The organism is Kribbella sp. NPDC050241 (genome assembly GCF_044459685.1).
GTDB lineage: Bacteria > Actinomycetota > Actinomycetes > Propionibacteriales > Kribbellaceae > Kribbella.
On the sequence record NZ_JBITJE010000007.1, the window covers coordinates 43,786 to 62,378 of the forward strand.

At 67.9% G+C, this 18,593-nt stretch carries 20 protein-coding genes; 3 read left to right on the plus strand and 17 right to left on the minus strand.

From position 1 onward, the window contains the following. Window positions 1–3 precede the first annotated feature (3 nt). Window positions 4–720: a Clp protease N-terminal domain-containing protein gene (locus ACIBG5_RS29150; RefSeq protein ID WP_396394663.1), complete on the minus strand. Its 717-nt coding sequence runs from the start codon at window positions 718–720 to the stop codon at window positions 4–6. A gap of 75 nt (window positions 721–795) precedes the next feature. On the opposite strand from ACIBG5_RS29150, the gene mug reads away from it, so the two are divergent. Both mug and ACIBG5_RS29160 read left to right on the plus strand, forming a co-directional pair. Then, window positions 796–1,296, plus strand: coding sequence for a G/U mismatch-specific DNA glycosylase (gene mug / locus ACIBG5_RS29155; RefSeq protein WP_396394664.1), 501 nt, complete (start codon window positions 796–798; stop codon window positions 1,294–1,296). 73 nt (window positions 1,297–1,369) lie between these two features. Continuing rightward, on the plus strand, window positions 1,370–1,630 hold the full coding sequence (locus ACIBG5_RS29160; RefSeq protein WP_396394665.1) for a hypothetical protein: 261 nt from the start codon (window positions 1,370–1,372) through the stop codon (window positions 1,628–1,630). A 226-nt stretch (window positions 1,631–1,856) separates the two neighbouring features. Here the strand turns inward: ACIBG5_RS29160 and ligD are convergent, their stop codons facing one another. The 14 genes from ligD to ACIBG5_RS29230 all read right to left on the minus strand — a co-directional run bounded on the left by ligD (window position 1,857) and on the right by ACIBG5_RS29230 (window position 15,595). After that, window positions 1,857–2,831 carry a non-homologous end-joining DNA ligase gene (gene ligD, locus ACIBG5_RS29165; protein ID WP_396394666.1) on the minus strand — a complete coding sequence of 325 codons (975 nt, stop codon included), beginning with the start codon at window positions 2,829–2,831 and terminating at the stop codon, window positions 1,857–1,859. After that, window positions 2,812–3,954 carry an aminotransferase class V-fold PLP-dependent enzyme gene (locus ACIBG5_RS29170; protein WP_396394667.1) on the minus strand — a complete coding sequence of 381 codons (1,143 nt, stop codon included), beginning with the start codon at window positions 3,952–3,954 and terminating at the stop codon, window positions 2,812–2,814. Before ACIBG5_RS29170 ends, ligD begins: the two co-directional genes overlap by 20 nt. After that, a complete protein-coding gene (locus tag ACIBG5_RS29175) occupies window positions 3,951–4,799 on the minus strand; it encodes an acetylxylan esterase (RefSeq protein WP_396394668.1) in 849 nt (282 codons plus the stop codon). Before ACIBG5_RS29175 ends, ACIBG5_RS29170 begins: the two co-directional genes overlap by 4 nt. Window positions 4,800–4,802: 3 nt before the next feature. Beyond that, entirely contained in the window at window positions 4,803–5,729 is a 927-nt protein-coding gene (locus tag ACIBG5_RS29180; protein ID WP_396394669.1) for an acetylxylan esterase, read from the minus strand. A 400-nt stretch (window positions 5,730–6,129) separates the two neighbouring features. After that, on the minus strand, window positions 6,130–7,470 hold the full coding sequence (locus ACIBG5_RS29185) for a hypothetical protein (protein ID WP_396394670.1): 1,341 nt from the start codon (window positions 7,468–7,470) through the stop codon (window positions 6,130–6,132). Window positions 7,471–7,617: 147 nt separating this feature from the next. Continuing rightward, complete coding sequence (locus tag ACIBG5_RS29190) at window positions 7,618–8,001, minus strand: PPOX class F420-dependent oxidoreductase (protein ID WP_396394671.1); 384 nt, start codon at window positions 7,999–8,001, stop codon at window positions 7,618–7,620. Between the two features lie 11 nt (window positions 8,002–8,012). Beyond that, window positions 8,013–8,933, minus strand: coding sequence for an NAD-dependent epimerase/dehydratase family protein (locus ACIBG5_RS29195; protein WP_396394672.1), 921 nt, complete (start codon window positions 8,931–8,933; stop codon window positions 8,013–8,015). Continuing rightward, complete coding sequence (locus tag ACIBG5_RS29200) at window positions 8,930–9,526, minus strand: dihydrofolate reductase family protein (protein ID WP_396394673.1); 597 nt, start codon at window positions 9,524–9,526, stop codon at window positions 8,930–8,932. The genes ACIBG5_RS29195 and ACIBG5_RS29200 overlap by 4 nt, the downstream gene beginning before the upstream one ends. Before the next feature lie 18 nt (window positions 9,527–9,544). Continuing rightward, window positions 9,545–10,843, minus strand: a complete 1,299-nt coding sequence (locus tag ACIBG5_RS29205) for an FAD-binding oxidoreductase (RefSeq protein ID WP_396394674.1) — start codon at window positions 10,841–10,843, stop codon at window positions 9,545–9,547. Window positions 10,844–10,898: 55 nt separating this feature from the next. Beyond that, the gene (locus ACIBG5_RS29210) at window positions 10,899–11,762 is read right to left on the minus strand and encodes a helix-turn-helix domain-containing protein (RefSeq protein WP_396394675.1); all 864 of its coding nucleotides are present in this window, start codon (window positions 11,760–11,762) and stop codon (window positions 10,899–10,901) included. A gap of 243 nt (window positions 11,763–12,005) precedes the next feature. Further along, window positions 12,006–13,127 (minus strand): tRNA dihydrouridine synthase DusB, encoded by a 1,122-nt coding sequence (gene dusB / locus ACIBG5_RS29215; protein ID WP_396394676.1) that lies wholly within the window; start codon window positions 13,125–13,127, stop codon window positions 12,006–12,008. 3 nt (window positions 13,128–13,130) lie between these two features. After that, window positions 13,131–13,823, minus strand: a complete 693-nt coding sequence (locus ACIBG5_RS29220) for a hypothetical protein (RefSeq protein ID WP_396394677.1) — start codon at window positions 13,821–13,823, stop codon at window positions 13,131–13,133. A gap of 1 nt (window position 13,824) precedes the next feature. Beyond that, entirely contained in the window at window positions 13,825–15,210 is a 1,386-nt protein-coding gene (locus ACIBG5_RS29225; RefSeq protein ID WP_396394679.1) for a glycine--tRNA ligase, read from the minus strand. A gap of 94 nt (window positions 15,211–15,304) precedes the next feature. Continuing rightward, a complete protein-coding gene (locus ACIBG5_RS29230) occupies window positions 15,305–15,595 on the minus strand; it encodes an antibiotic biosynthesis monooxygenase family protein (RefSeq protein ID WP_396394680.1) in 291 nt (96 codons plus the stop codon). A 33-nt stretch (window positions 15,596–15,628) separates the two neighbouring features. Between ACIBG5_RS29230 and ACIBG5_RS29235 the strand changes: the two genes are divergently transcribed. Further along, window positions 15,629–15,937, plus strand: coding sequence for a DUF6703 family protein (locus tag ACIBG5_RS29235; RefSeq protein WP_396394681.1), 309 nt, complete (start codon window positions 15,629–15,631; stop codon window positions 15,935–15,937). A 64-nt stretch (window positions 15,938–16,001) separates the two neighbouring features. On the opposite strand, the gene eboE is transcribed toward ACIBG5_RS29235, so the two are convergent. Together eboE and ACIBG5_RS29245 are read right to left on the minus strand one after the other, a co-directional pair. Continuing rightward, window positions 16,002–17,153, minus strand: a complete 1,152-nt coding sequence (gene eboE / locus ACIBG5_RS29240; protein WP_396394682.1) for a metabolite traffic protein EboE — start codon at window positions 17,151–17,153, stop codon at window positions 16,002–16,004. Between the two features lie 111 nt (window positions 17,154–17,264). Further along, window positions 17,265–18,434: a YibE/F family protein gene (locus ACIBG5_RS29245; protein ID WP_396394683.1), complete on the minus strand. Its 1,170-nt coding sequence runs from the start codon at window positions 18,432–18,434 to the stop codon at window positions 17,265–17,267. Between the last annotated feature and the right edge of the window lie 159 nt (window positions 18,435–18,593).

Below are 18,593 nucleotides of genomic sequence, written 5' to 3' on the forward strand. Positions count from 1 at the left end.
AACCTACTTCGATGCCTCCTCCAGCAGCGCACGGAGGGCAGTCCAGGCAGCGGTCTCATCGAAGTTCTCCGCCAGCAGGATCTTCGTCGCCAGGCCGGCCGAGTCCCGGTAGAACGCCAGCAGCAGGTGCTCGGTGCCGATGTAGTTGTGTCCCAGCGTCAGCGCTTCCCCGACCGCGCCGTGCAGCACGTGCGCGGTCCGTCGGGTGAACGGCGGTCGCTCGGCGTCGAGCGTCTTCGGCGGGTCGGTCGGCTCCTCCGCTGGATTCACCTCGTCGACGGCGGCGCGGACCCGTTCTTTGGTGATCCCGTGGTGCAGCAGGGCCTTCGTACCCAGCGACTCGGGCTCGGCGTAGAACGCGAGCAGCAGATGTTCGGTGCCGATGTAGTCGTGGTTGTCGCCGCGGGCCACGTCCGCCGCTGCCTTCACCACAGCCATCGCACGCTTCGTGTACCGGTTGAAGGCCGGCTTGCTGGTCCACGAGTCGGCGAAGCGCTTGTGCGCGGCCTGCTTGCTCACGCCGAGCACCGCGCTGATCTCGACCCAGGACTTGCCGGCGCCGCGGGCGCGGTCCACGAAGAAGCCGAGTGCGGCGTCGCCGGTGCTGGTCAGTTCACTGATCGTCGACGCCGCGGCGCCAAGCTGCTCGAGTTCGTCGTCGCTGCCGGCGTCCGCCTTGATCGTGTTGATGAGTTCCTGCAGGTCAGGTCCAGGAGTCATGCCGTCAACCTTAGGTTGACAATCGATTGGGCGTCAACCCTGGGTTGACGCGGCCTGGGCTGTACGGTTTGGCGCGTGCAACCTCTGCCGGATGTGATCAGTGACGGGCTGCGGGTGCTGTTCTGCGGGATCAATCCCGGGCTGATGTCGGCGGAGACCGGTCATCACTTCGCCCGGCCGGGGAATCGGTTCTGGCCGGCGTTGCACCTGGGTGGATTCACGCCGCGCCAGTTACGACCGGACGAGCAGGGTGAGCTCCTGACCTACCGCCTCGGGATTACCAACGTCGTCGACCGGCCGTCCGCGCGAGCCGACGAACTGACTCGTGCGGAGTACCTGGCCGGCGGGGAGAACCTGGTGAAGAAGGTCCTTCGCGTCCAGCCGGAATGGCTCGCGATCGTCGGCGTCACGGCGTACCGGGACGCCTTCGGCGAGCGGAAGGCTGCCATGGGCAAGCAGGACCGCATGATCGGGGACACCCGCGTCTGGATCCTGCCGAATCCGAGTGGGCTCAACGCGCACTACACCTTGCCGAAGCTCGCCGCCGCGTTCGCGGAACTCGAGCAGGTCAGTTGACAGGCCGCCTTACTGCTGCCCGACGCGACCCTGCCCGACTGACCTGACACCTGGGGTGGGCAGGATTGGGCCCATGCGTGCGAGCGAGCTGATCCAGTCCGTCGACAAGCTTCCGTACGGCGCGCGGCAGCGGGCGGCCGCACTAGCGGGCCGTCGGCTGAACGGGTCCGCGCTCCTCGATGAGCTGGCGCGCGGTGCGTCGTACGAGCGGACGCTCGGGCTGACCGTGGCGCAGGCGGCCGGGGACATCCCTTACGTGACCGCGTTGCTGCGGGACCCAGCTCCCTCGGTGCAGGCGCCTTCTCGGCAGCCAACCTGCTCCGCTACCGTCTGACGGCAAGCGAAGCCAACTGGTCCCCCGAGTCCCTGGCGAATCCGGCGACACAGCTCGTCCACGACCCGGACCTGGTCGCCGGCCTCCTCGCCTGGTCCCTGATCTCCACCGCCGGCCCGCGCTCCGGCTGGGCCCCCACCCGGCGCGCGTTACTCATTGCCCTGCGCAACCACCCGTCCACCGACGTACGTCAGCTCGCGCTCGAACTGACGACGGCGAGCGAGGATTAGTCCTCCTGCTCGGCCTTCTCCTTGGCCCGTTTGCGGCGTTTGCCTTCGTGCATGGCGATGACGCGGGCGATGGGGATGGCTCGGCCTTCCTCGAGGAGGTCTTCGGGGAGGGATTGGGGAGCTGGGAGTTGATCGGCCCAGCGGTCGGCGTCACCCAGTTGATCGACGGCGGTGCGGACGGTGAAGTCGCGCGGAGTGACCCGGTCCAGGTCGTCCCAGCCGACCGGGAACGATACCGGCGTACCGGGCCGGACCCGCGGACTGTACGCCGCGACCACCGTCGCCCCACCGGATCGCGTCGAGTCGACGAACACCTTCCCGCCCCGGTCCTCCTTGATGTACGCCGTGGTCGCGACGTCCGGGTCGATCCGCTCGGCCCGCGCCGCGATCGCCCGGGTCGCCGCAGCCGCATCCTCGATCGACACCGACTCGTCGATCGGCACGAACACATGCACGCCCTTAGCGCCGCTCGTCTTCACCGCACCCGACAGCCCTGCGTCGCTCAGCGCCTGCCGCACCAGGAACGCCGCCTGCACCGCCTTCGCGAACGTCTCGTCTCCCTCCGGCGGGTCGAGGTCGAGCACAAGATGCGTGATGCGGTCCCAATGATCCGCGCGCATCAGCGTCGGGTGGTACTCGACCGCGCGCTGGTTCGCGAACCACAGCAGCGTCCGCCGGTCGTCGCACAGCGCGTACGACACCTCCCGCTTGGACGCCTCCGCCCACACCGGCACCGTCTTGACCCAGTCGGGTGTGTACTTCGGCACGTTCTTCTGCATGAACTTCGGCTGCCCTGGCCGGATCCGGATCACCGACAACGGCCGCTCCCGCAACTCGAGCAGGATCCACTCGTGCACCGCGTCCAGATAGTCGACCAGATCTCGCTTGGTCGCGTCGGCCCCGTCGAACAAGGGCTGATCCAAGTTGGTCAGGTCGACGCCGTCCCGCGTCTCATCCGGCTTGCTCGCCATTCCCAGAGCTTAGAAGGCCGACAAGGGCTTCGAGAACCTTTTCCTCCTCGCCGGGTTCCATCGTCTGCGGGTTGAGTGCGATCGCGTCGTCGGGCAGGCGATAGGTGCCGACCGCGATCCGCGGGTCGCGGTCCCACAACGCCGTGACCAGGTCGTCCCTAGTCCAACCGGAGGTTGGCGACAATCGCACAACCGCTCGGCTGTGCGGCTGACCCGCCTCGCTCGGATAGCCGCGGGTGACGGTCACTCCCGGCAGTCCCTGCAATCCACGGATCCAGTTGTCGACAATCCGTTCGTAGCCGGCGAGCATCGCCGCCTCATCCTGCTCCAGCGTCCACTCGACCGCCGCGAGCAAACCGAGCAGTTCCTCCTTCCCGACCTTCATGCCGCGTCCGATGTCCTGGTTAGGCGATGCATGCAGCCGGCAACGGTCCACGATCCACCGGCGCCCCAGCACCAGGCCGCTGGCCTGCGGACCCCGTAGCCCCTTCCCACCGCTGAGGATCAGCGCGTCCGCCCCCACCTCTCGAGTGAATCGCCACAATGTCGACACCGGTGGGATCTGTGCAGCCGCATCAACTATCACCGGTACGCCAGCCTCCGCGGCGACGCCGATCACGTCTTCGACGGCAAGCGCGCCTGCCGCGAAGTGAGTTCCGGCGAACCACAAGACGCAGGCCGGCTTCCGAGCGAGTGCGGCCCGCAGGTCGTCGACCGACGGACCGATCTCGACGATCCGAGCCCCGGTCAGCTGGACGCCGTAGTCGTAGCCGTTCCGCTGCGAAGCGAACATCACCACCTCGGTATCGACCGGGAATGCCTGCGACTGATCGGTGATGCAGGCGGCAACGGTCAGTGTGATGGCCGCTGCCGCACCGCAGGTCACGTACGCCGCCTCGTTGTGCGTCAGCGCGGCCAGCCGCTCGCCCACGCGGGTGTGCAGTTCGTCGAGGTCGACGAAGTGAGCGGCCGCGTCGTTCATCGCCTTCAGAACCGGGGCCGGCATCAACGAGCCACCGAGCATGGTCAGCGTGGCGGACGCGTTGATCACCGGCCGCACCCCAAGCCCGCCGAGTGTGGTGGACGGACGGACCGGCGGATCTACCTCGAGCGGATCGCTCATCCGACCAGGAACCTTGACATCGGCCGGACCCCGGACAGCTCGGCCAACCACGCGTCGAGGAAGTCGTTGTCCGTCCCATCGAGGTGCGTCAGCTTGTAGACACCCACGGCAGGCAGAGCATTGATCAGCGACGCACACCAGTCCGGATCGTCCGCCGCGACCAGGCTCGTCGCGGTCACCGCAGGCGCGTGCCGGGTCGGATCGAAGTAGGACAGCGTGTTGTCGACAATCTGCACCGACGATCCGGCTCGGAAATGATCGTTGAGCTCCTCGAGCGGATACGAACTGGACCTCAGCCGCGCCTCCATCGCCCGGTAGAACAGCAGATCCGTCACCCGGAGCGCGGTGAAACCGGGCCGCCGCGCGGCCGTCAGCACGGCCAGGTCGTCGCCGGTCACCGCGACGCGCGCCGGATCGACCTCCGACAACCCCAGCAGGAACTCGGCCGCCCGAAGACAGTCCGCCGCGATCCCGCGATAGATGTACGACGCCGGATCGTCGATGCCCATTGTCAACAACCCTGGGTACGCCGCCGAGAATCCTTCGTCGGCCAGTCGCTGACCACGATGCATCAGACCGAACACGACGTACCGGCTCCGGTCGTTGGGGTGCGGTACGTGATTGACGCTGCCGTACCGCGGTGTCTGGAGCAGCGCGGGGAACGGGCCGTCACCGGTGGGGATGCTCAGGTGGCCGAAGACGCGGTACGGGCCTGTGCTCGTCAGCCGGACGGTGTAGCTTGTCGCCTCGTCGGTCGCCCGGGCCGGTACGACGTCGAGCACCGGACGAGCGGGTATTGCGGCGAGTTCCCTGTCCACCGCGGCCCAGTAGTTGTCGAAATCCATCAGTCACCGTCCCGGTTGCAGGTGCTCGGCAAGGAAGTCCTCCACGATCCGCATCACGCCGGGCAGCCCGGCGTGGTGCGCGCAGTGCGGGAAGGTGTGCAGCGTCTTCTCACAGGTCAGCGTCCGATGCAGCGTGAACCCGGTCTCCGGCGGGCAGACATCGTCCTCCAGCCCGAGGTACAGGAGCGTCGGCGCCTGCACCTTCGGCGCGAAATTGAGGCCGTCGTAGTACGCGACCGACTCCCGCACCCGATCCACGTCCTTGGGGTGCACTCGCAGGTACTCGTTGATCTCCTCGTACGGGTACGACCGGGTCAGCGTCGGCGCGGTCATGATCCCGCACAAGTACGGCGCTCCGGCCGCGACGGCCTTGATCGCGTCTGGTCGCAGCGCCGCCGTACTGATCCCGAGCCCACCGCCCTGGCTCGATCCCTGCAATCCGATCCGTGCAGTGTCGACTTCCGGACGACCGAGCAAGACGTCGACCGCCCGGACGACGTCGAGGTAGAAGCCGCGATACCCGTAGGTGTTGTGGTCGACGATGTTGTGCGTCAGGAGCCCCGGGTAGCCGGGGTTGAACACGTCGTTCGACCGGAGCTTGCCGCGTGGCGCCACCGCGAGGGCGGCGTACCCGAGCTCGGACCATTCCTTCGGGATCGTCGGCTCGGAGATGTAGCCGGGGATCGTCACCAGTGCCGGGTACGGCGCCGGCCGGTCGCGCGGGATGGTGTACCAGCCTGCGATCCGCAGACCGCCGAAGCTGGTGTAGCGCAGATCGTAGACAATCACAGTGTCCGTGGAGAGTGCCGGCATCTCGGTGAGCACCGGCTCCAGCGGGTACGACGCACAGTCCGCCAGGCCGGCCGCCCAGAAGGCGTCGAAGTCGTCCGGCAGTTCGACCTCGACGGTGGCGTTCTCAGGGTCTCTCAAGAGCATTCCTCTCGATGGGGGGTGCTGTGCAGAGCGTGCGCTGGGTGCTGGGTGCTGGGTGCTGGGTAGAGCGTGCGCCGGGTGCTGGGTAGAGCGTGCGCCGGGTGCTGGTTGCTCACACGCGTTGGGGTGCTTGCAGCGCGATGCCGTCGGAGGCTGTGAAAGGATCAGCCGCTCCGGGTTGAACCCGACGTACACCGTGCTGTCGTGGCCCAACTGGAACGGCGTCGGCACCCGGGCCTTCAACAGTTCGCCGTCGATCCTGACCGTGACGAGCACATCGGGTCCCAGCCCTCGAACTTCACACTGCCGTCGCCGGAACCACCTCCGGACTTGTCGTTCGAACAGGCGGACAGCAGGGGCGATGCGGCGGGTAGGGCGATGCGGAGCCCGGCAAGCTTCAGGATCTGGCGGCGGTTGAGCTCCATGGTTGGTGTCCCTTCAACGCTTGGGCGATGCGCAGTCGGTACAGACGACTCGGGCGTCCCTTCGGATGGTGCTGGGCGGTGCCCTCGACGCTCACCAGGCCGCCTGCGTCGAGGGTGCGGATCAGCCGGCGTCCGCTCTGATCCGTGATGCCAAGACGGTCGGCGAGCTCACCAGGAGAGATCGTCCGGCCTTCCAGTTCGTGGTCCAGGGCCGCCAGCCGGGAAACGGTGGCGGCGCTGAGCCCGACGGACTTCGCGAGCTGCTCGACGTGGTCGCCGTGCTCGCGGTAGGAGAAACTGAGCGCCTCGCGGACAGTGCTCGTCTTCGGGCCCATCGGCCCGATGATCACGCCGCTGTCCTCGATCAGATAGGCGCAAGGCTCGTCCTCCAACTCCGCCCGCACCGCGGCCTGCTCGGCGAGCAGCACGCAGTTGCGGGCAGACACGCCGACGCCGAAGCCTGCCGACACCTGCGCACCGAGCGCCGTAGCGGCCTCGGCGAGCGCGGGTACGGCGACCCAGTTGCGCGTCACGCGCTCGAACAGGGCCTTGTGGGCGAAGACGACGACGCCACGCCGGCCGCGATCCTCGATCCACGCGCCGGCGAACTCAGGGGTGTTCAGCAACAGGTTCATCAGGCCGACCCGGGCACGCTCCTCGTCGGGCGATCGCGAGATCAGGAACACGCCGGCCGCGAACCGTTGCGCGCTGGCCCGATCGGACTCGATCCGCAACGCGAGCTCGTGCAACTCGGTCCGGATCGTGGCCGGGACCGGCATACCGCTCATGATCGGGATCTGTCCGCGAAGCTGCTCGCGGACGGCGGCCCGGACGCTGATCACGTAGCTGCGATCGCCGAACCGCTCGTACGCCGAGCGGTGGAACTCGACGATGTCCTCGACGGACTGCGTCGGTGAGTACGGCAGACACTCGATCGCATCCGGATCCAGCTCGAGCGCGGTCGCCACCGCCTCGACCGCTTCCGCGGGGAACGTGTCGATGCTGACCGGCGTTCGACCCCAGCCGCGTTCCTGGGCGCGGTAGAGGGCGAGGGTCAGGTCGAGCGCGGACGAGCGGATCACGCCGACCGGCAGGCCAGGCGGGAGGAGTTCGCGGCTCTCGGTGTACGGGACCGGGCCGGCCAGGAAGCCGTCCACCCGGGTGCTGCTGAGGAACGCGGCGACCTTGGCGCGGATCTCGTCCTCGTGGTCGTAGCTGACCCACTCGAGGTCGACCCCGCGCAGCGTGCTGGCCGCGTCGCGGAACAGCTGCCCGTGCGTCGAGTGGGTCACGACCCCGATGACGATCGCCACGGCACTCCCTTTACGAACCAGGTTCGGAAATGACTCGTAAATCCGATGCCGTCCAACGTCCCTCGTGACCGGGCGTCAGGTCAAGAGATCAACAGAAAGAGATTTCACGGAGACGCAGGGTGATTCGCCGGAGCGGAAAGCGGGCCCTCACCCGATCCCTACAGCCTGGTGCTCGGGCTCGATGACGGCCACGACGCGCTCCTCGCCTCGGGGATAGGGTGCGCCGGCGTACTTGATGGCCAGATTGTCGACAATCTCCCAGGCCTCGTCGCCCTCGATCCATTCGACGACCCGGCCGCGAATGACGACCGGCTCGAACGGATTGTCGACAGGCGCGATGGACAGCGCCATCCGAGGGTCGCGGCGCAGGTTGCGTGCTTTGCGCATGGTCGGACCGGTGAACAAGACGATGCGGTCACCGCGGGCGCCGACGTACACGGGAGTGCTGTGCGGCGAACCGTCGGCGCAGATCGTGGCCAGGTGGGCGATTGAGGTGCCGTCGAGGACGCTGCGTACTTTCGGGTCAAGCATGGTGTTCTCCTTCAGCGAGAGCTTGCGGCGCGCCACGCGACGTAGTCGGCGACCGCCTTGGCGACATCGAAGGCCGGCTCGAAGCCGGTGTCGTTGGTGAGCCGGGTGATGTCGAGGTACGGGTCGTCGCCGGGACCGCCCTGCCGTCCCGGCAGGAGGTCGAGCTTCAGGCCGGGAGTGATCGCCTGCAGAGCACCCGCGAAGTCGCGGTTGGTGTACGGCCGGCCGCTGGACACGTTGTAGACGTTGTGCGGCAGGGTTTTCGCGGTCGTCAGGAGTGCGATCGCGCGGCCTGCGTCCGGCGCATAGCAGCAGTCTCCGCCGTCGTCGGCGTACAGCGGCTTCGGCTCCTCACCCCGGAGCACGGCGCTGATGTACGGCGGGATGTAGAAGAACGGTGTTTCCGGATCGACGAGCGGTCCCCAGATGGTCCCGATCCGGAGTACGACGGGCTGGGCCCCGCTGCCCTGGAGGCTGTGCATGGCGAGCGGCTCGACGGCCTTCTTGAACGCGATGACCAGGTGCGGCAGCTCTGTGGTGGGTAGGTCGAGTTCCTCGTGCCAGCGGGTTTCGGTCCGGCCGATGTACACACCGAGGCTGCTGGCGACGGCGCACCTGCGGACGCCCCAAGCGCGGGCGGCGTCGAGCGCATTGAGCAGACCAGTCGTGTCCGTGCGGAAGAAATCCACCGGGTTCTCGCCCGGAACGCTGCCCGCGAGGTGGACGATGTCGCTGATGTCGTGGCGGGCGCCGAGGGCGAGGAAGGCGTCCCGGTCGGTGACGTCGAGGGGTTCGACGATGACCTGGCCGGCGAGGAACGACGGGACCTCGGTACGGCGGTGGGTGGTGACGACGACCTCCTGTCCGAGGTCGAGGAGCGCACGGGCGGTGTGGGCGCCGATCATGCCGAGCCCGCCGGTGACGAGAATCATCGGACGACCTCGTAGTGCAGGTGGGTCACGCCGGGCGCGGGGATGGCCTCGAGCAGGCGGAGTTCCACGTGTTCGGGGAGTTCCTGGAAGAAGCTGCGCCCGGCGCCGAGCAGGATCGGCACCTGGTGGAGGATCACCTCGTCGACGAGGCCGGCCGCGAGCGCCGACGTCACCGCGCCGCCGCCCATGATGGCAACGTCCTTGTCGCCGGCGACCTCGCGTGCCGCGGCGACAGCGTCCTCGATCCCGGTCGTGATCAGGGTCTGACGCTGGTCGCTCATCCCCGGCACCGGACGGTGGCTGACGACGACGAGCGGCGCGGTCGGATGGGGTGCCCCGCCGTTGACCCAGCCGGAGTCGTCGTACGTGTTGCGACCGGCCAGGCTGGCGCCGACACGTTCGGCACTCGCGTCGAAGAACCGGACACTGGCCTCGCTCAGCTTGAAGCCGTCGAACACCTGGCTCGGTGTGTCCCCGTCGAAGTACCAGTTGAACAGCATCCCCCCGTCGCCGAGCCCACGCCCAGCGCCGGGATCGCGACCGGTGATGTAACCGTCGACCGAAACCGAGTGGGCACTGATGACCTTGCTCATGGCTGTCCTCCGTGGTGATCAGATGGCTTGCGGGAAGTCGAAGAATCGGTGCGGGTCGTAGGCGCGCTTGACCGCTGCGAGCCGCTGATAGTTGGCCGCGTGGTACGCCGACGCCCAGTCGTCGAGCGCGCTGTCGGGGAAGTTGGGGTAGACGCGGCCGGACCCATCGGCGTGCGCGGTCGCCCAGGACTCGTCGATCCAAGGATCGTCCGCGTCGCCGATGTGCTCGAGCAGGAAGCGCGTGCTGCGATGAGCGAACGCCGTCGCGTTGTCGACAATCCTGTTGTAGGCCCCGCCCATCGCGGTGAACGCCAGCTCCCGTCGGCCCGTGGTCGGAGAGAACTGGTCCAGGAGAGATGCGATGGTGCGGTCGGCCATCGAGTCGGAGAAGAACTCCGACCTCAACCGGGTGAGGCGTTCGGGTTCATCGAGTGGGTCGCCGAAGGTGCTCTTCAGGCGGCTGTACGGCAGGCCGGCGCGCAAGTCGACGGTCGCGGCCCGATCGGTGAACTGCTGCAACAGTTCCCGGGTCGTCGCCTCGTCGAGTGTCGAGGCGCCGAAGAGCGTCGCCTGGACGGGTACGCCGGGCTCGGACACCAGGGAGAGGTTGACGGTGAGTTCGTCCGGGGCGTCCGGTGCCCAGACTTGCCAGGCCGAGACCAGTTCCTCGAGAGCGATGTCTGACCAGTGCGCCTCGATGCGGGTGCTCATCGGCTCAGGAACTGTGTCGAACCGCAGTGACGTGACGACACCGAACTGGCCGCCGCCTGCGCCACGAAGACCCCAGAACAGGTCTGGTTCGTGGTCAGCGTCGCATTCCACGACGCTGCCGTCCGCGAGCACGACCTGCGCGCCGACGAGGCGATCGCAGGTCAGGCCGTACTTGCGCCCGAGCAGACCGATCCCGCCGCCGAGGGTGAGGCCCGTGATGCCGACGGTCGGACCGCATCCGCCCGGCACGGTTCGGTCGTAGGCGTGCAAAGCGGCGTACACCTGTGCCAGGCGGGCGCCGGCTCCGATCGTGGCGATGCCATCAGGTCCCACCGCGATGCCATCGAGGCCGGACAGGTCGAGCACGATCCCGTCCGTCGAGGATCGGCCCGCGAAGCAGTGGCCTCCGCCTCGTGGGGCGATGCGGTCTCCGGTGGTTGCGGCGTACTTGGTGATGCTGACGACGTCCGGGACCGAGCGGCACAGAGCTACGAGCCTTGGCCGGGCGTCCCGGTAGGCGGGGTGGAACGGGCGGCGGATCTCTTCGTAGCCCGCTGACCAGGGACTGAACAGCTCGCCGTCGAGTGCGTCGCTCCAGTCGGTCATGAGTCAGACGCTATGACCGGCCCACCGGCGGGGTCTTGAACAAATCGCGCACTGGTCAGACTCGGAGCGGCTGCCTCCGGGTAGCGAGGAACGGCTTGTACGACGCGGAGTGGTCGTGGCCGCACATGCACCGGTCAACGGTGCCGCCGAGGGGCTGGCTCGGGTTGAGGCCGAGGAGTTGGCTCGGGGTGAGGCCTGTCAGGCGGAGGCATTCCCGGCTGAGGTGCGCCTGGTCGGCGTACCCCGCGTCGATCGCCAGACCCGCCGTACCGTCCGCACCACGCCGGCCCGTGGGCGTGGCGCCGGCCTGCGCCAGCGCGAGAAACCCCTGGAACCGCAAGGTCCGTTGGAGCACCTTGGGGCTCATCCCGACCGCGTGCAGGCACCGGCGACGCAGCTGACTCGCGGAGAGCGCCAGATGGTTGGCCAGCGTGTCGATGTTGAGCGGGTGCCACGGCATCAACGCCTGCACCGCCTCGCCCACCAGCGGATCCACGCGCACCGCGGTACGAAACTCCTGCACGAGGTGGGCTTGCAACAACATGAGCGCTCGTTCGGGTGTGCCGGCTCGGGCCATCGCCTCGACGAGACGGTCCTCCAAGCTTCCCCACAGATCTACCAGGCTCACGCGCTGATCCACGAGATCGTCGAGCACCGTCGGCAAGGGCGGCGCCGTGCCCGGGTGGAACCGCACGCCCACGATCGTGGTGTGGGCGGGGATGACTTCGACCTCCGGACCAGTCAACGGGCCCACCAACTGCGGACGCCCACCAATCGGAAAGTGAATCTCCACGCCACCGGTCGGCAAATGCCGCTGCACGTACGCCGCTTCGCCGGTCCGCTGGATCCAGACCGTCCGCACCACACCCGCCAGCCCCGGCAACGGCGGCCGCTCGACGTAGGACTCCACAACGGCCATCTTGGCACTGAAACGGCCAACCACGACCGCCGTCAAGACCTTCGAACGGCATGCATGGTCACGACCGACCTCAACGCGCCCGCACACCGCGACGAGTCAGCAGAAGCCCCAAGCCCACACGACTTTCTGCCGAATCCTTGCCCTTTCGGGCATCACATCCGTTCTGCGGAGGACCTCCGGGCGTGTGACGAGCCGCGGTCCGCCGAAGGCGCCAATGCAGCCGCGGCCGGAGGCTGTGTCCTGTTAGCCGCCGGAGACGCCTAGTTCGGCTTCGGCCAGGTCGGCGGTGAGGCCGTCGGTGTCGTCCAGCCAGCCCTGTGGGAGGACGATGTGGTCGCGGGGACTGCCTTGGCGACCTCGGGGTGCGCCCAGTTCGGCGACCGGGAAGGGAACGCTCGGGTCGAGTTGGGCGAGCAGTTCGTCCAGCTGCGCCAACGACTCGACCATGCCGAGCGCGGCGCGGAGTTCGCCGCCGGCTGGGAAGCCCTTCAGGTACCAGGGGACGTGCTTGCGGAAGTCGCGCAGGCCGCGCGGCTCCCCCATCAGGTCAGCCAGCAGCTCACCGTGCCGGCGCATCACGACAGCGACCTCACCGAGGGTCGGCAGGTTCAGTGCTTCCCCACCGGAGAACGCGACCGCGAGGTCCCGGAACAGCCACGGCCGGCCAAGGCATCCGCGCCCGACGATGACTCCCGCGCACCCGGTCTCCGCCACCATCCGCAAAGCGTCGCCCGCCTCCCAGATGTCGCCGTTGCCGAGCACCGGGATGCTCACGTGCTCCACCAGCGAAGCGATCGCGGACCAGTCGGCCTGACCGGAGTACGCCTGCGCCGCCGTACGCCCGTGCAACCCGATCGCCGCGGCGCCCGACTCTTCGGCGATCCGGCCCGCGTCGAGGTACGTCTGGTGGTCGGTGTCGATGCCGATCCGGGTCTTCATCGTGACCGGTACGCCGTACGGCGTCGCGGCGTGGACCGCCGAGCGCAGGATCGCGCCGAGCAGGTTGCGCTTCCACGGCAGCGCGGCGCCGCCGCCCTTGCGGGTCACCTTCGGGACCGGGCAGCCGAAGTTCAGGTCGATGTGCGCGACGCCGTACTGATCGCACAACACCTGCACGGCACGACCGATGTACGTCGGATCGACGCCGTACAACTGCACGGAGCGGACCGTTTCCCGCTCGTCGAACGTGAGCATGTCGAGCGATTTCTGGTCACCCTCGACGATCCCGCGCGACGTGATCATCTCGCACACGTACAGCCCGGCGCCCTGCTCCGCGCAGAGTCTGCGGTACGCCGCGTTGGTGATGCCGGCCATCGGCGCCAGCACCACGGGTGTGTCGATCGTGAGGTTGCCCAGTTGCAGCATGACTCAGGCCTTCGCCACCAGCACCTGGCCGTTGCCGGAGATCTGCGCCTCGTACGGCTCGACCGCATTCGACATCGTGGTGACGTCGCAGGCGATCGGCTCGCCGGAATGCTTGACCACGGCAACATCAGCCATCGTGCAGGTCACCTTGGCCGCGTCGGGCGCCGTCCGCAGCACAGCGTCCACCACCTTGGCCTTCACGATCGCGACCGAGTCGGAGGTGAACTTGTACGACGCCGTGTACTGCTTCGCGTCGACCGTCAGCGTCCCGGTGTACGGCTTCCCGCCATACGTGACGGTGCACGTCAACGAGTGATTGCCAGGCTTCTCCACGTCGTCGATGCCCGGGCACTTCACCGTCGTGGTGGCGGACTTGCCGGCCGCGATCTGCGCCTGCTTGGCGATCGCGAACCGGATCCGGTCGGCCAGCGGCGCGTCGTTCGCCGGCTCGCCGGTCACCTTCGGCGTCGGCCAGGGCTTCGACGGTGTCGGCAGCGGGGTCAGCGCGGGCGTGGATGCGGTCGGGATCGGCGAGTTCGAGCTCGACTTGGGCGTCGACGGACCGGGGCTGTCGTCGGCCGCCTGCGGCTTGGAGTCCGAGCATGCGGCCAGCACGAACACCATCACCGCGGACAGGCCGAAGACCGTCAGTCCGAAGCGCAGGTGGTCACGACCGAGGAACCGCCGAGCCGCCATGTCAGCAGCCGACCAGGTGCTGGGCGAGGTAGCCGGTGACTTCGGTGAGGGCGACCCGTTCCTGTTTCATCGAGTCGCGCTCCCGGATCGTCACGGCCTGGTCGTCGAGGGTGTCGAAGTCGACGGTGATGCAGTACGGCGTACCGATCTCGTCCTGCCGGCGGTAGCGGCGGCCGATCGCACCGGCGTCGTCGAAGTCGACGTTCCAGTTCTTCCGCAGTTCGGCGGCCAGGTCCTTCGCCTTCGGGGACAGCTCGGCGTTGCGCGACAGCGGCAGTACGGCGGCCTTCACCGGCGCCAGCCGCGGGTCGAACCGCAGCACCGTGCGCTTGTCCACGCCGCCCTTCGCGTTCGGCGCCTCGTCCTCGGTGTAGGCGTCGAGCAGGAACGCGAGCACGTTGCGGGTCAGGCCGGCGGCCGGCTCGATCACGTACGGCGTCCAGCGCTCGCCCTTCTCCTGGTCGAAGTACGACAGGTCGGCACCGGAGTGCTTGGAGTGGGTGGACAGGTCGAAGTCGGTCCGGTTCGCGATGCCCTCGAGCTCGTCGAACTCCTTGCCGCCGAAGTTGAACTTGTACTCGATGTCGACGGTGCGCTTCGAGTAGTGGCTCAGCTTCTCCTTCGGGTGCTCGTAGAACCGCATGTTGTCCGGGTTCAGCCCGAGGCCGAGGTACCAGTCCCAGCGGGTCTTCAGCCAGTACTCGTGCCACTCCTCGTCCGAGCCCGGTACGACGAAGAACTCCATCTCCATCTGCTCGAACTCGCGGGTCCGGAAGATGAAGTTGCCCGGGGTGATCTCGTTGCGGAAGCTCTTGCCGACCTGGGCGATGCCGAACGGCGGCTTCTTCCGGGCCGTGCCCATCACGTTCGCGAAGTTGATGAAGATACCCTGCGCGGTCTCCGGGCGGAGGTAGTGCAGGCCCTCCTCGGACTCCACCGGACCGAGGTAGGTCTTCAGCAGGCCGTTGAACATCCGCGGCTCGGTGAAGGTGTTCTTGTTGCCGCAGTTCGGGCAGGCGATCTCGGCCAGCTTGACGTCGTCGGCGTCCTTGTTCTTGCGCCGGGCGTAGTCCTCGCGCAGGTGGTCGTCGCGGAACCGCTTGTGGCACGACTGGCACTCGGTCAGCGGGTCGACGAACTCCGACAGGTGCCCGGACGCCTCCCAGACCTTGGTCGGCAGGATCACCGAGGAGTCCAGGCCGACGACGTCGTCACGACTCGTCACCATCGCCCGCCACCACTGGGTCCGGACGTTGTTCTTCAGCTCCACACCCAGCGGCCCGTAGTCCCAGGCCGACTTGGTTCCGCCGTAGATCTCGCCGCACGGGTACACGAAGCCTCTCCGCTTGCTGAGGCTGACGACGGCATCGACGGTTTCCACGGGCACTTTTCGACTCCAGATAACGGGCACAGGTTGCGTACGAAGGGTCCAGGCTATCGGTCCGGGGTGGCCACCGTCGCATCCGGCCGAACGACCGCTGCTACGGCAGGAACTCGGGTACGTCGTCGTACGCGGTGGGCTCGTCGATCGCCTGGGACAGCAGCGGGACGGCGGCCACTTTCACCTCGTACGGCGACAGTGCGCGACGGTAACTGCCGATGTTCACCCATTCCATCGTCAAGGCGAGCAGTTCCGGGTCGTCCGCGTTCCGCCCGGCCCGGGCGGCGACGAACCCCTTCTGCTTCCCCAGCACCTCGACCGCGCCCCGTAGCCGCTCGAAAAACCCCGGCTGCTCCCCTGGTTCCACCCGGAACCTGATCACCACGAACACGAGGTCCACTGTAAGACCTGGAACAATGGGGAGATGAGTTCCCCCAGCGGTCAGCCGGAGAGTCCGCTCCGGCAGCGGATCACGAAGTTCAGTTACCCGTACGTGGCGAAGCTGCACGGGATGCCCACCCTTACCCTCCCCGCCATCACGCTGGTGCTGGCCCTGGCCGGAGTCTTCGCTCCGCTGGTGATCGCAATCCCGGCGCTGATCCTGCTCGCGCTGCTGCTGGCCTGGCTCGGGTTCCTGTCCTGGCCCGCCGTCGGCACCGGTCCGCGGTTCCTGCGCGTGTTCTCGATCCTCATCATCCTGCTCTTCGCGGTCTCCAAGATCGCCAGCAGCTGAGCCGGCATTTGGTCAGGGCACGGCCGGCCGATCGTTGCCGCGGGCACCTTCCTGCCCGCTGAGCTCAGCCTGAGGCCTCGAGTCCCAGGTCCAGCAGGTGTTTGCGAAGGCAGCCGAGTTCTCCCGCGATGCGTTCGGCCAGTTTCTGCTGCGTCCGTGGCATCCGCGGCCACGTGTAGACCTCCGACTCCAGATGGTGCGTCAACGGGTGACCACCACCAACGAGGCGGTTCAAGCAGTCGTCGAGTACGCCGTTCGTGCCGGTGAGCGGAGGCGGTAACGCCTTGTGCACAGGGACATGCGCATGCATCCGCCAGGCCGCATGACCCGACAACTGGTAGGCCAGCTCGACGTCGTCAACACCGGGACCGCACCACTCCCGGACCTGACGCAGGTACTTCGGATCACCCAGCTTCGCGAGCGCTCGACGCCCCGAGTAGTCGGACGGATCCGCGAGCTGGGGCGCCGCGGACAGCTGCGCCTTCACCACATCGATGCCCGCTCGCCACAGCGTTTCGAAGCCACGATCGGGTTCCTCGAACTGCACAGCCAGATGGCAGGTGTCGAATCCCAGTCCGATCGCCGATCCCCCGGCGTACGGGCTGGCATAGCGGGCGAGCCAGGCGGCGGCCTGGCCGAGCATCTCCAGGACGCAGCCCGGTTCGGGTTCGACCGCGATCCGGATCCGGCGGCCCGTGCGCGCCTCGGTCCGGGCGAGATGCCGCTCGACCCGGTCGAACGCCTCCCGCGCCGCGGCGTTGCGGGCCTTCGACCACGGCACCCGCCAGGCGAGCGGCAGCGTCGAGATCGAGCCGTACGCCGCATCGTCCGGGAGCAACTCGGCCAGGACATCGACCAGGTCGAGGGTGTAGCGGAGCCGCTCCGGCTCGGTCCAGTCCGGGCAGTAGACCCTGGTACCGACGATCTCCTCGGTGAAGAAGCTGTGCGGGATCCCGTTCAACGTGACGACTTCGAGCTGGTTGCGACCGAGCGCCCGGCGCAGCCTGTTGAGCGCGGCCGGCGAGTTCGCCAATCGGTCGGCCAGCGTGCTCGGGAACCACAGGCCGACACCGAGCACCGGCACGTCCAACTCCTTGCGAACCAAGGACGCGCAGCCGTCGAGACCGGCGATCACACCGTCCAGATCGCCGGCCGGATGGACGTTCGCGCAGTACCCCAGGTGAACGGCCGAACCGTCCCGATGCCGAAATCTCATCAGCACTCCTCACCCCGTTGCAGCCACGGAAGGTAGTTGCGAGCGGACTCTCCGTGACTTACTCAGCACTCTAGGAGCCTCGTGCTCCCGGGGGAAGAGGATGGTGCGCAGCTACACCGGTTCGTGAACGTGCTCGGGCTCGGTCGAGATCAGGTCGCGGGAACGATCGGCCACCGCCATCGCGGCCAGGGCCGTCGTGAGCGGGACCGCGGCGATGATGCCGAGGCTGCCGACCAGACCGCGAACGATCTCCATGGCCACCATCTCGGTGGAGATCACGTACCGGCCGGGAACGCCTTGGATCGCAAAGGTCATCAGCACCGGCAACGAGGCACCGGCGTACGCGAGCACGAGTGTGTTGACGACCGACGCGACATGGGCGCGGCCGATCCGCAGGCCCGCACCGACCAACTCACGCCGGGTCGCGGCCGGGTTCGCAGCGGACAGTTCCCAGACGGCCGCGGCCTGCGTGACGGTCACGTCGTCGAGTACGCCGAGCGCCCCGATGACGATGCCGGCCACCAGCAATCCCTTCAGGTCGACGCCGGGCACCAGGGCCTGCACCCCGGAGGCACCCTCCGACGCCAGTCCACTCAGTTGGCAGAACTTGGTGAAGAACCAGCCGAGCACCACGGTCAGACCCAAGGCCGCGATCGTCCCGGACAAGGCGATCGAACTCTCCGCGTTGATCCCATGCGTGAGGAACAGCGCGATCGCCATGATCACGGCTCCACCGACGACCGCGACCAGCAGGGGATTCGAGCCCTTCAGGATCGCGGGCAGGATGAACTGGGTCAGCGTGACCGCGGTGACCACCAGCGCGATCAAGGCCGCGAAGCCCCGCCATCTCGACAGCGCCACCACGGCGACCGCGAAGATCGCGGCCAGCAGGAGCAACGGCATCGTCCGGTCGTGGTCGACGTACTGGTAGCGCTGCTCGAGCGGGGCACCCTTCTGAATGCCGAGCATCAAGGACTGCCCGACCTCGATCTTCAGCGGAGCCTGGCCGGCCTTCGGCACTTGGACCGGCACCGACTTGCCCAGGTCCGGCCCGCTGGTCAGCTTCATCGTGGCCTCGTCGCACTGATCCTTCTTCTCGGCGCACGGCTTCAGCGCGGTGACCTCGCCCCTGGCCGAGTCGGTCTGGTACGACGCGACCTTCACGCCACCGCCGGGCCACATCACGATCATGGCGATCACCGCGGCCGCGAGAAGCGGCGCGAGGACCGCCGCGACCACAATGCGGACGCGCCGGGCGACGATCGCATCCGAGTCGACCACCGAGGTATCCACCACATGATCGCCATGGCCGTGCCCGTGACCATGCCCGTGACCCTGCGGAATATCGATCTTCCGGCGCCGGTTGGGACGACGGTCGGCACGGCGGCGTCCAACGCTGCGACTGGCCATGGATGAACTCCCTGTTTTGACAATCAGTTC

Coding starts and splice junctions, on each gene's coding strand:
- ACIBG5_RS29150 (WP_396394663.1), bottom strand. CDS start 720: ATGACTCCTGGACCTGACCTGCAGGAACTCATCAACACGATCAAGGCG.
- ACIBG5_RS29160 (WP_396394665.1), top strand. CDS start 1,370: ATGCGTGCGAGCGAGCTGATCCAGTCCGTCGACAAGCTTCCGTACGGC.
- ligD (WP_396394666.1), bottom strand. CDS start 2,831: ATGGCGAGCAAGCCGGATGAGACGCGGGACGGCGTCGACCTGACCAAC.
- ACIBG5_RS29170 (WP_396394667.1), bottom strand. CDS start 3,954: ATGAGCGATCCGCTCGAGGTAGATCCGCCGGTCCGTCCGTCCACCACA.
- ACIBG5_RS29175 (WP_396394668.1), bottom strand. CDS start 4,799: ATGGATTTCGACAACTACTGGGCCGCGGTGGACAGGGAACTCGCCGCA.
- ACIBG5_RS29190 (WP_396394671.1), bottom strand. CDS start 8,001: ATGCTTGACCCGAAAGTACGCAGCGTCCTCGACGGCACCTCAATCGCC.
- ACIBG5_RS29195 (WP_396394672.1), bottom strand. CDS start 8,933: ATGATTCTCGTCACCGGCGGGCTCGGCATGATCGGCGCCCACACCGCC.
- ACIBG5_RS29200 (WP_396394673.1), bottom strand. CDS start 9,526: ATGAGCAAGGTCATCAGTGCCCACTCGGTTTCGGTCGACGGTTACATC.
- ACIBG5_RS29205 (WP_396394674.1), bottom strand. CDS start 10,843: ATGACCGACTGGAGCGACGCACTCGACGGCGAGCTGTTCAGTCCCTGG.
- ACIBG5_RS29210 (WP_396394675.1), bottom strand. CDS start 11,762: ATGGCCGTTGTGGAGTCCTACGTCGAGCGGCCGCCGTTGCCGGGGCTG.
- dusB (WP_396394676.1), bottom strand. CDS start 13,127: ATGCTGCAACTGGGCAACCTCACGATCGACACACCCGTGGTGCTGGCG.
- ACIBG5_RS29220 (WP_396394677.1), bottom strand. CDS start 13,823: ATGGCGGCTCGGCGGTTCCTCGGTCGTGACCACCTGCGCTTCGGACTG.
- ACIBG5_RS29235 (WP_396394681.1), top strand. CDS start 15,629: ATGAGTTCCCCCAGCGGTCAGCCGGAGAGTCCGCTCCGGCAGCGGATC.
- eboE (WP_396394682.1), bottom strand. CDS start 17,153: ATGAGATTTCGGCATCGGGACGGTTCGGCCGTTCACCTGGGGTACTGC.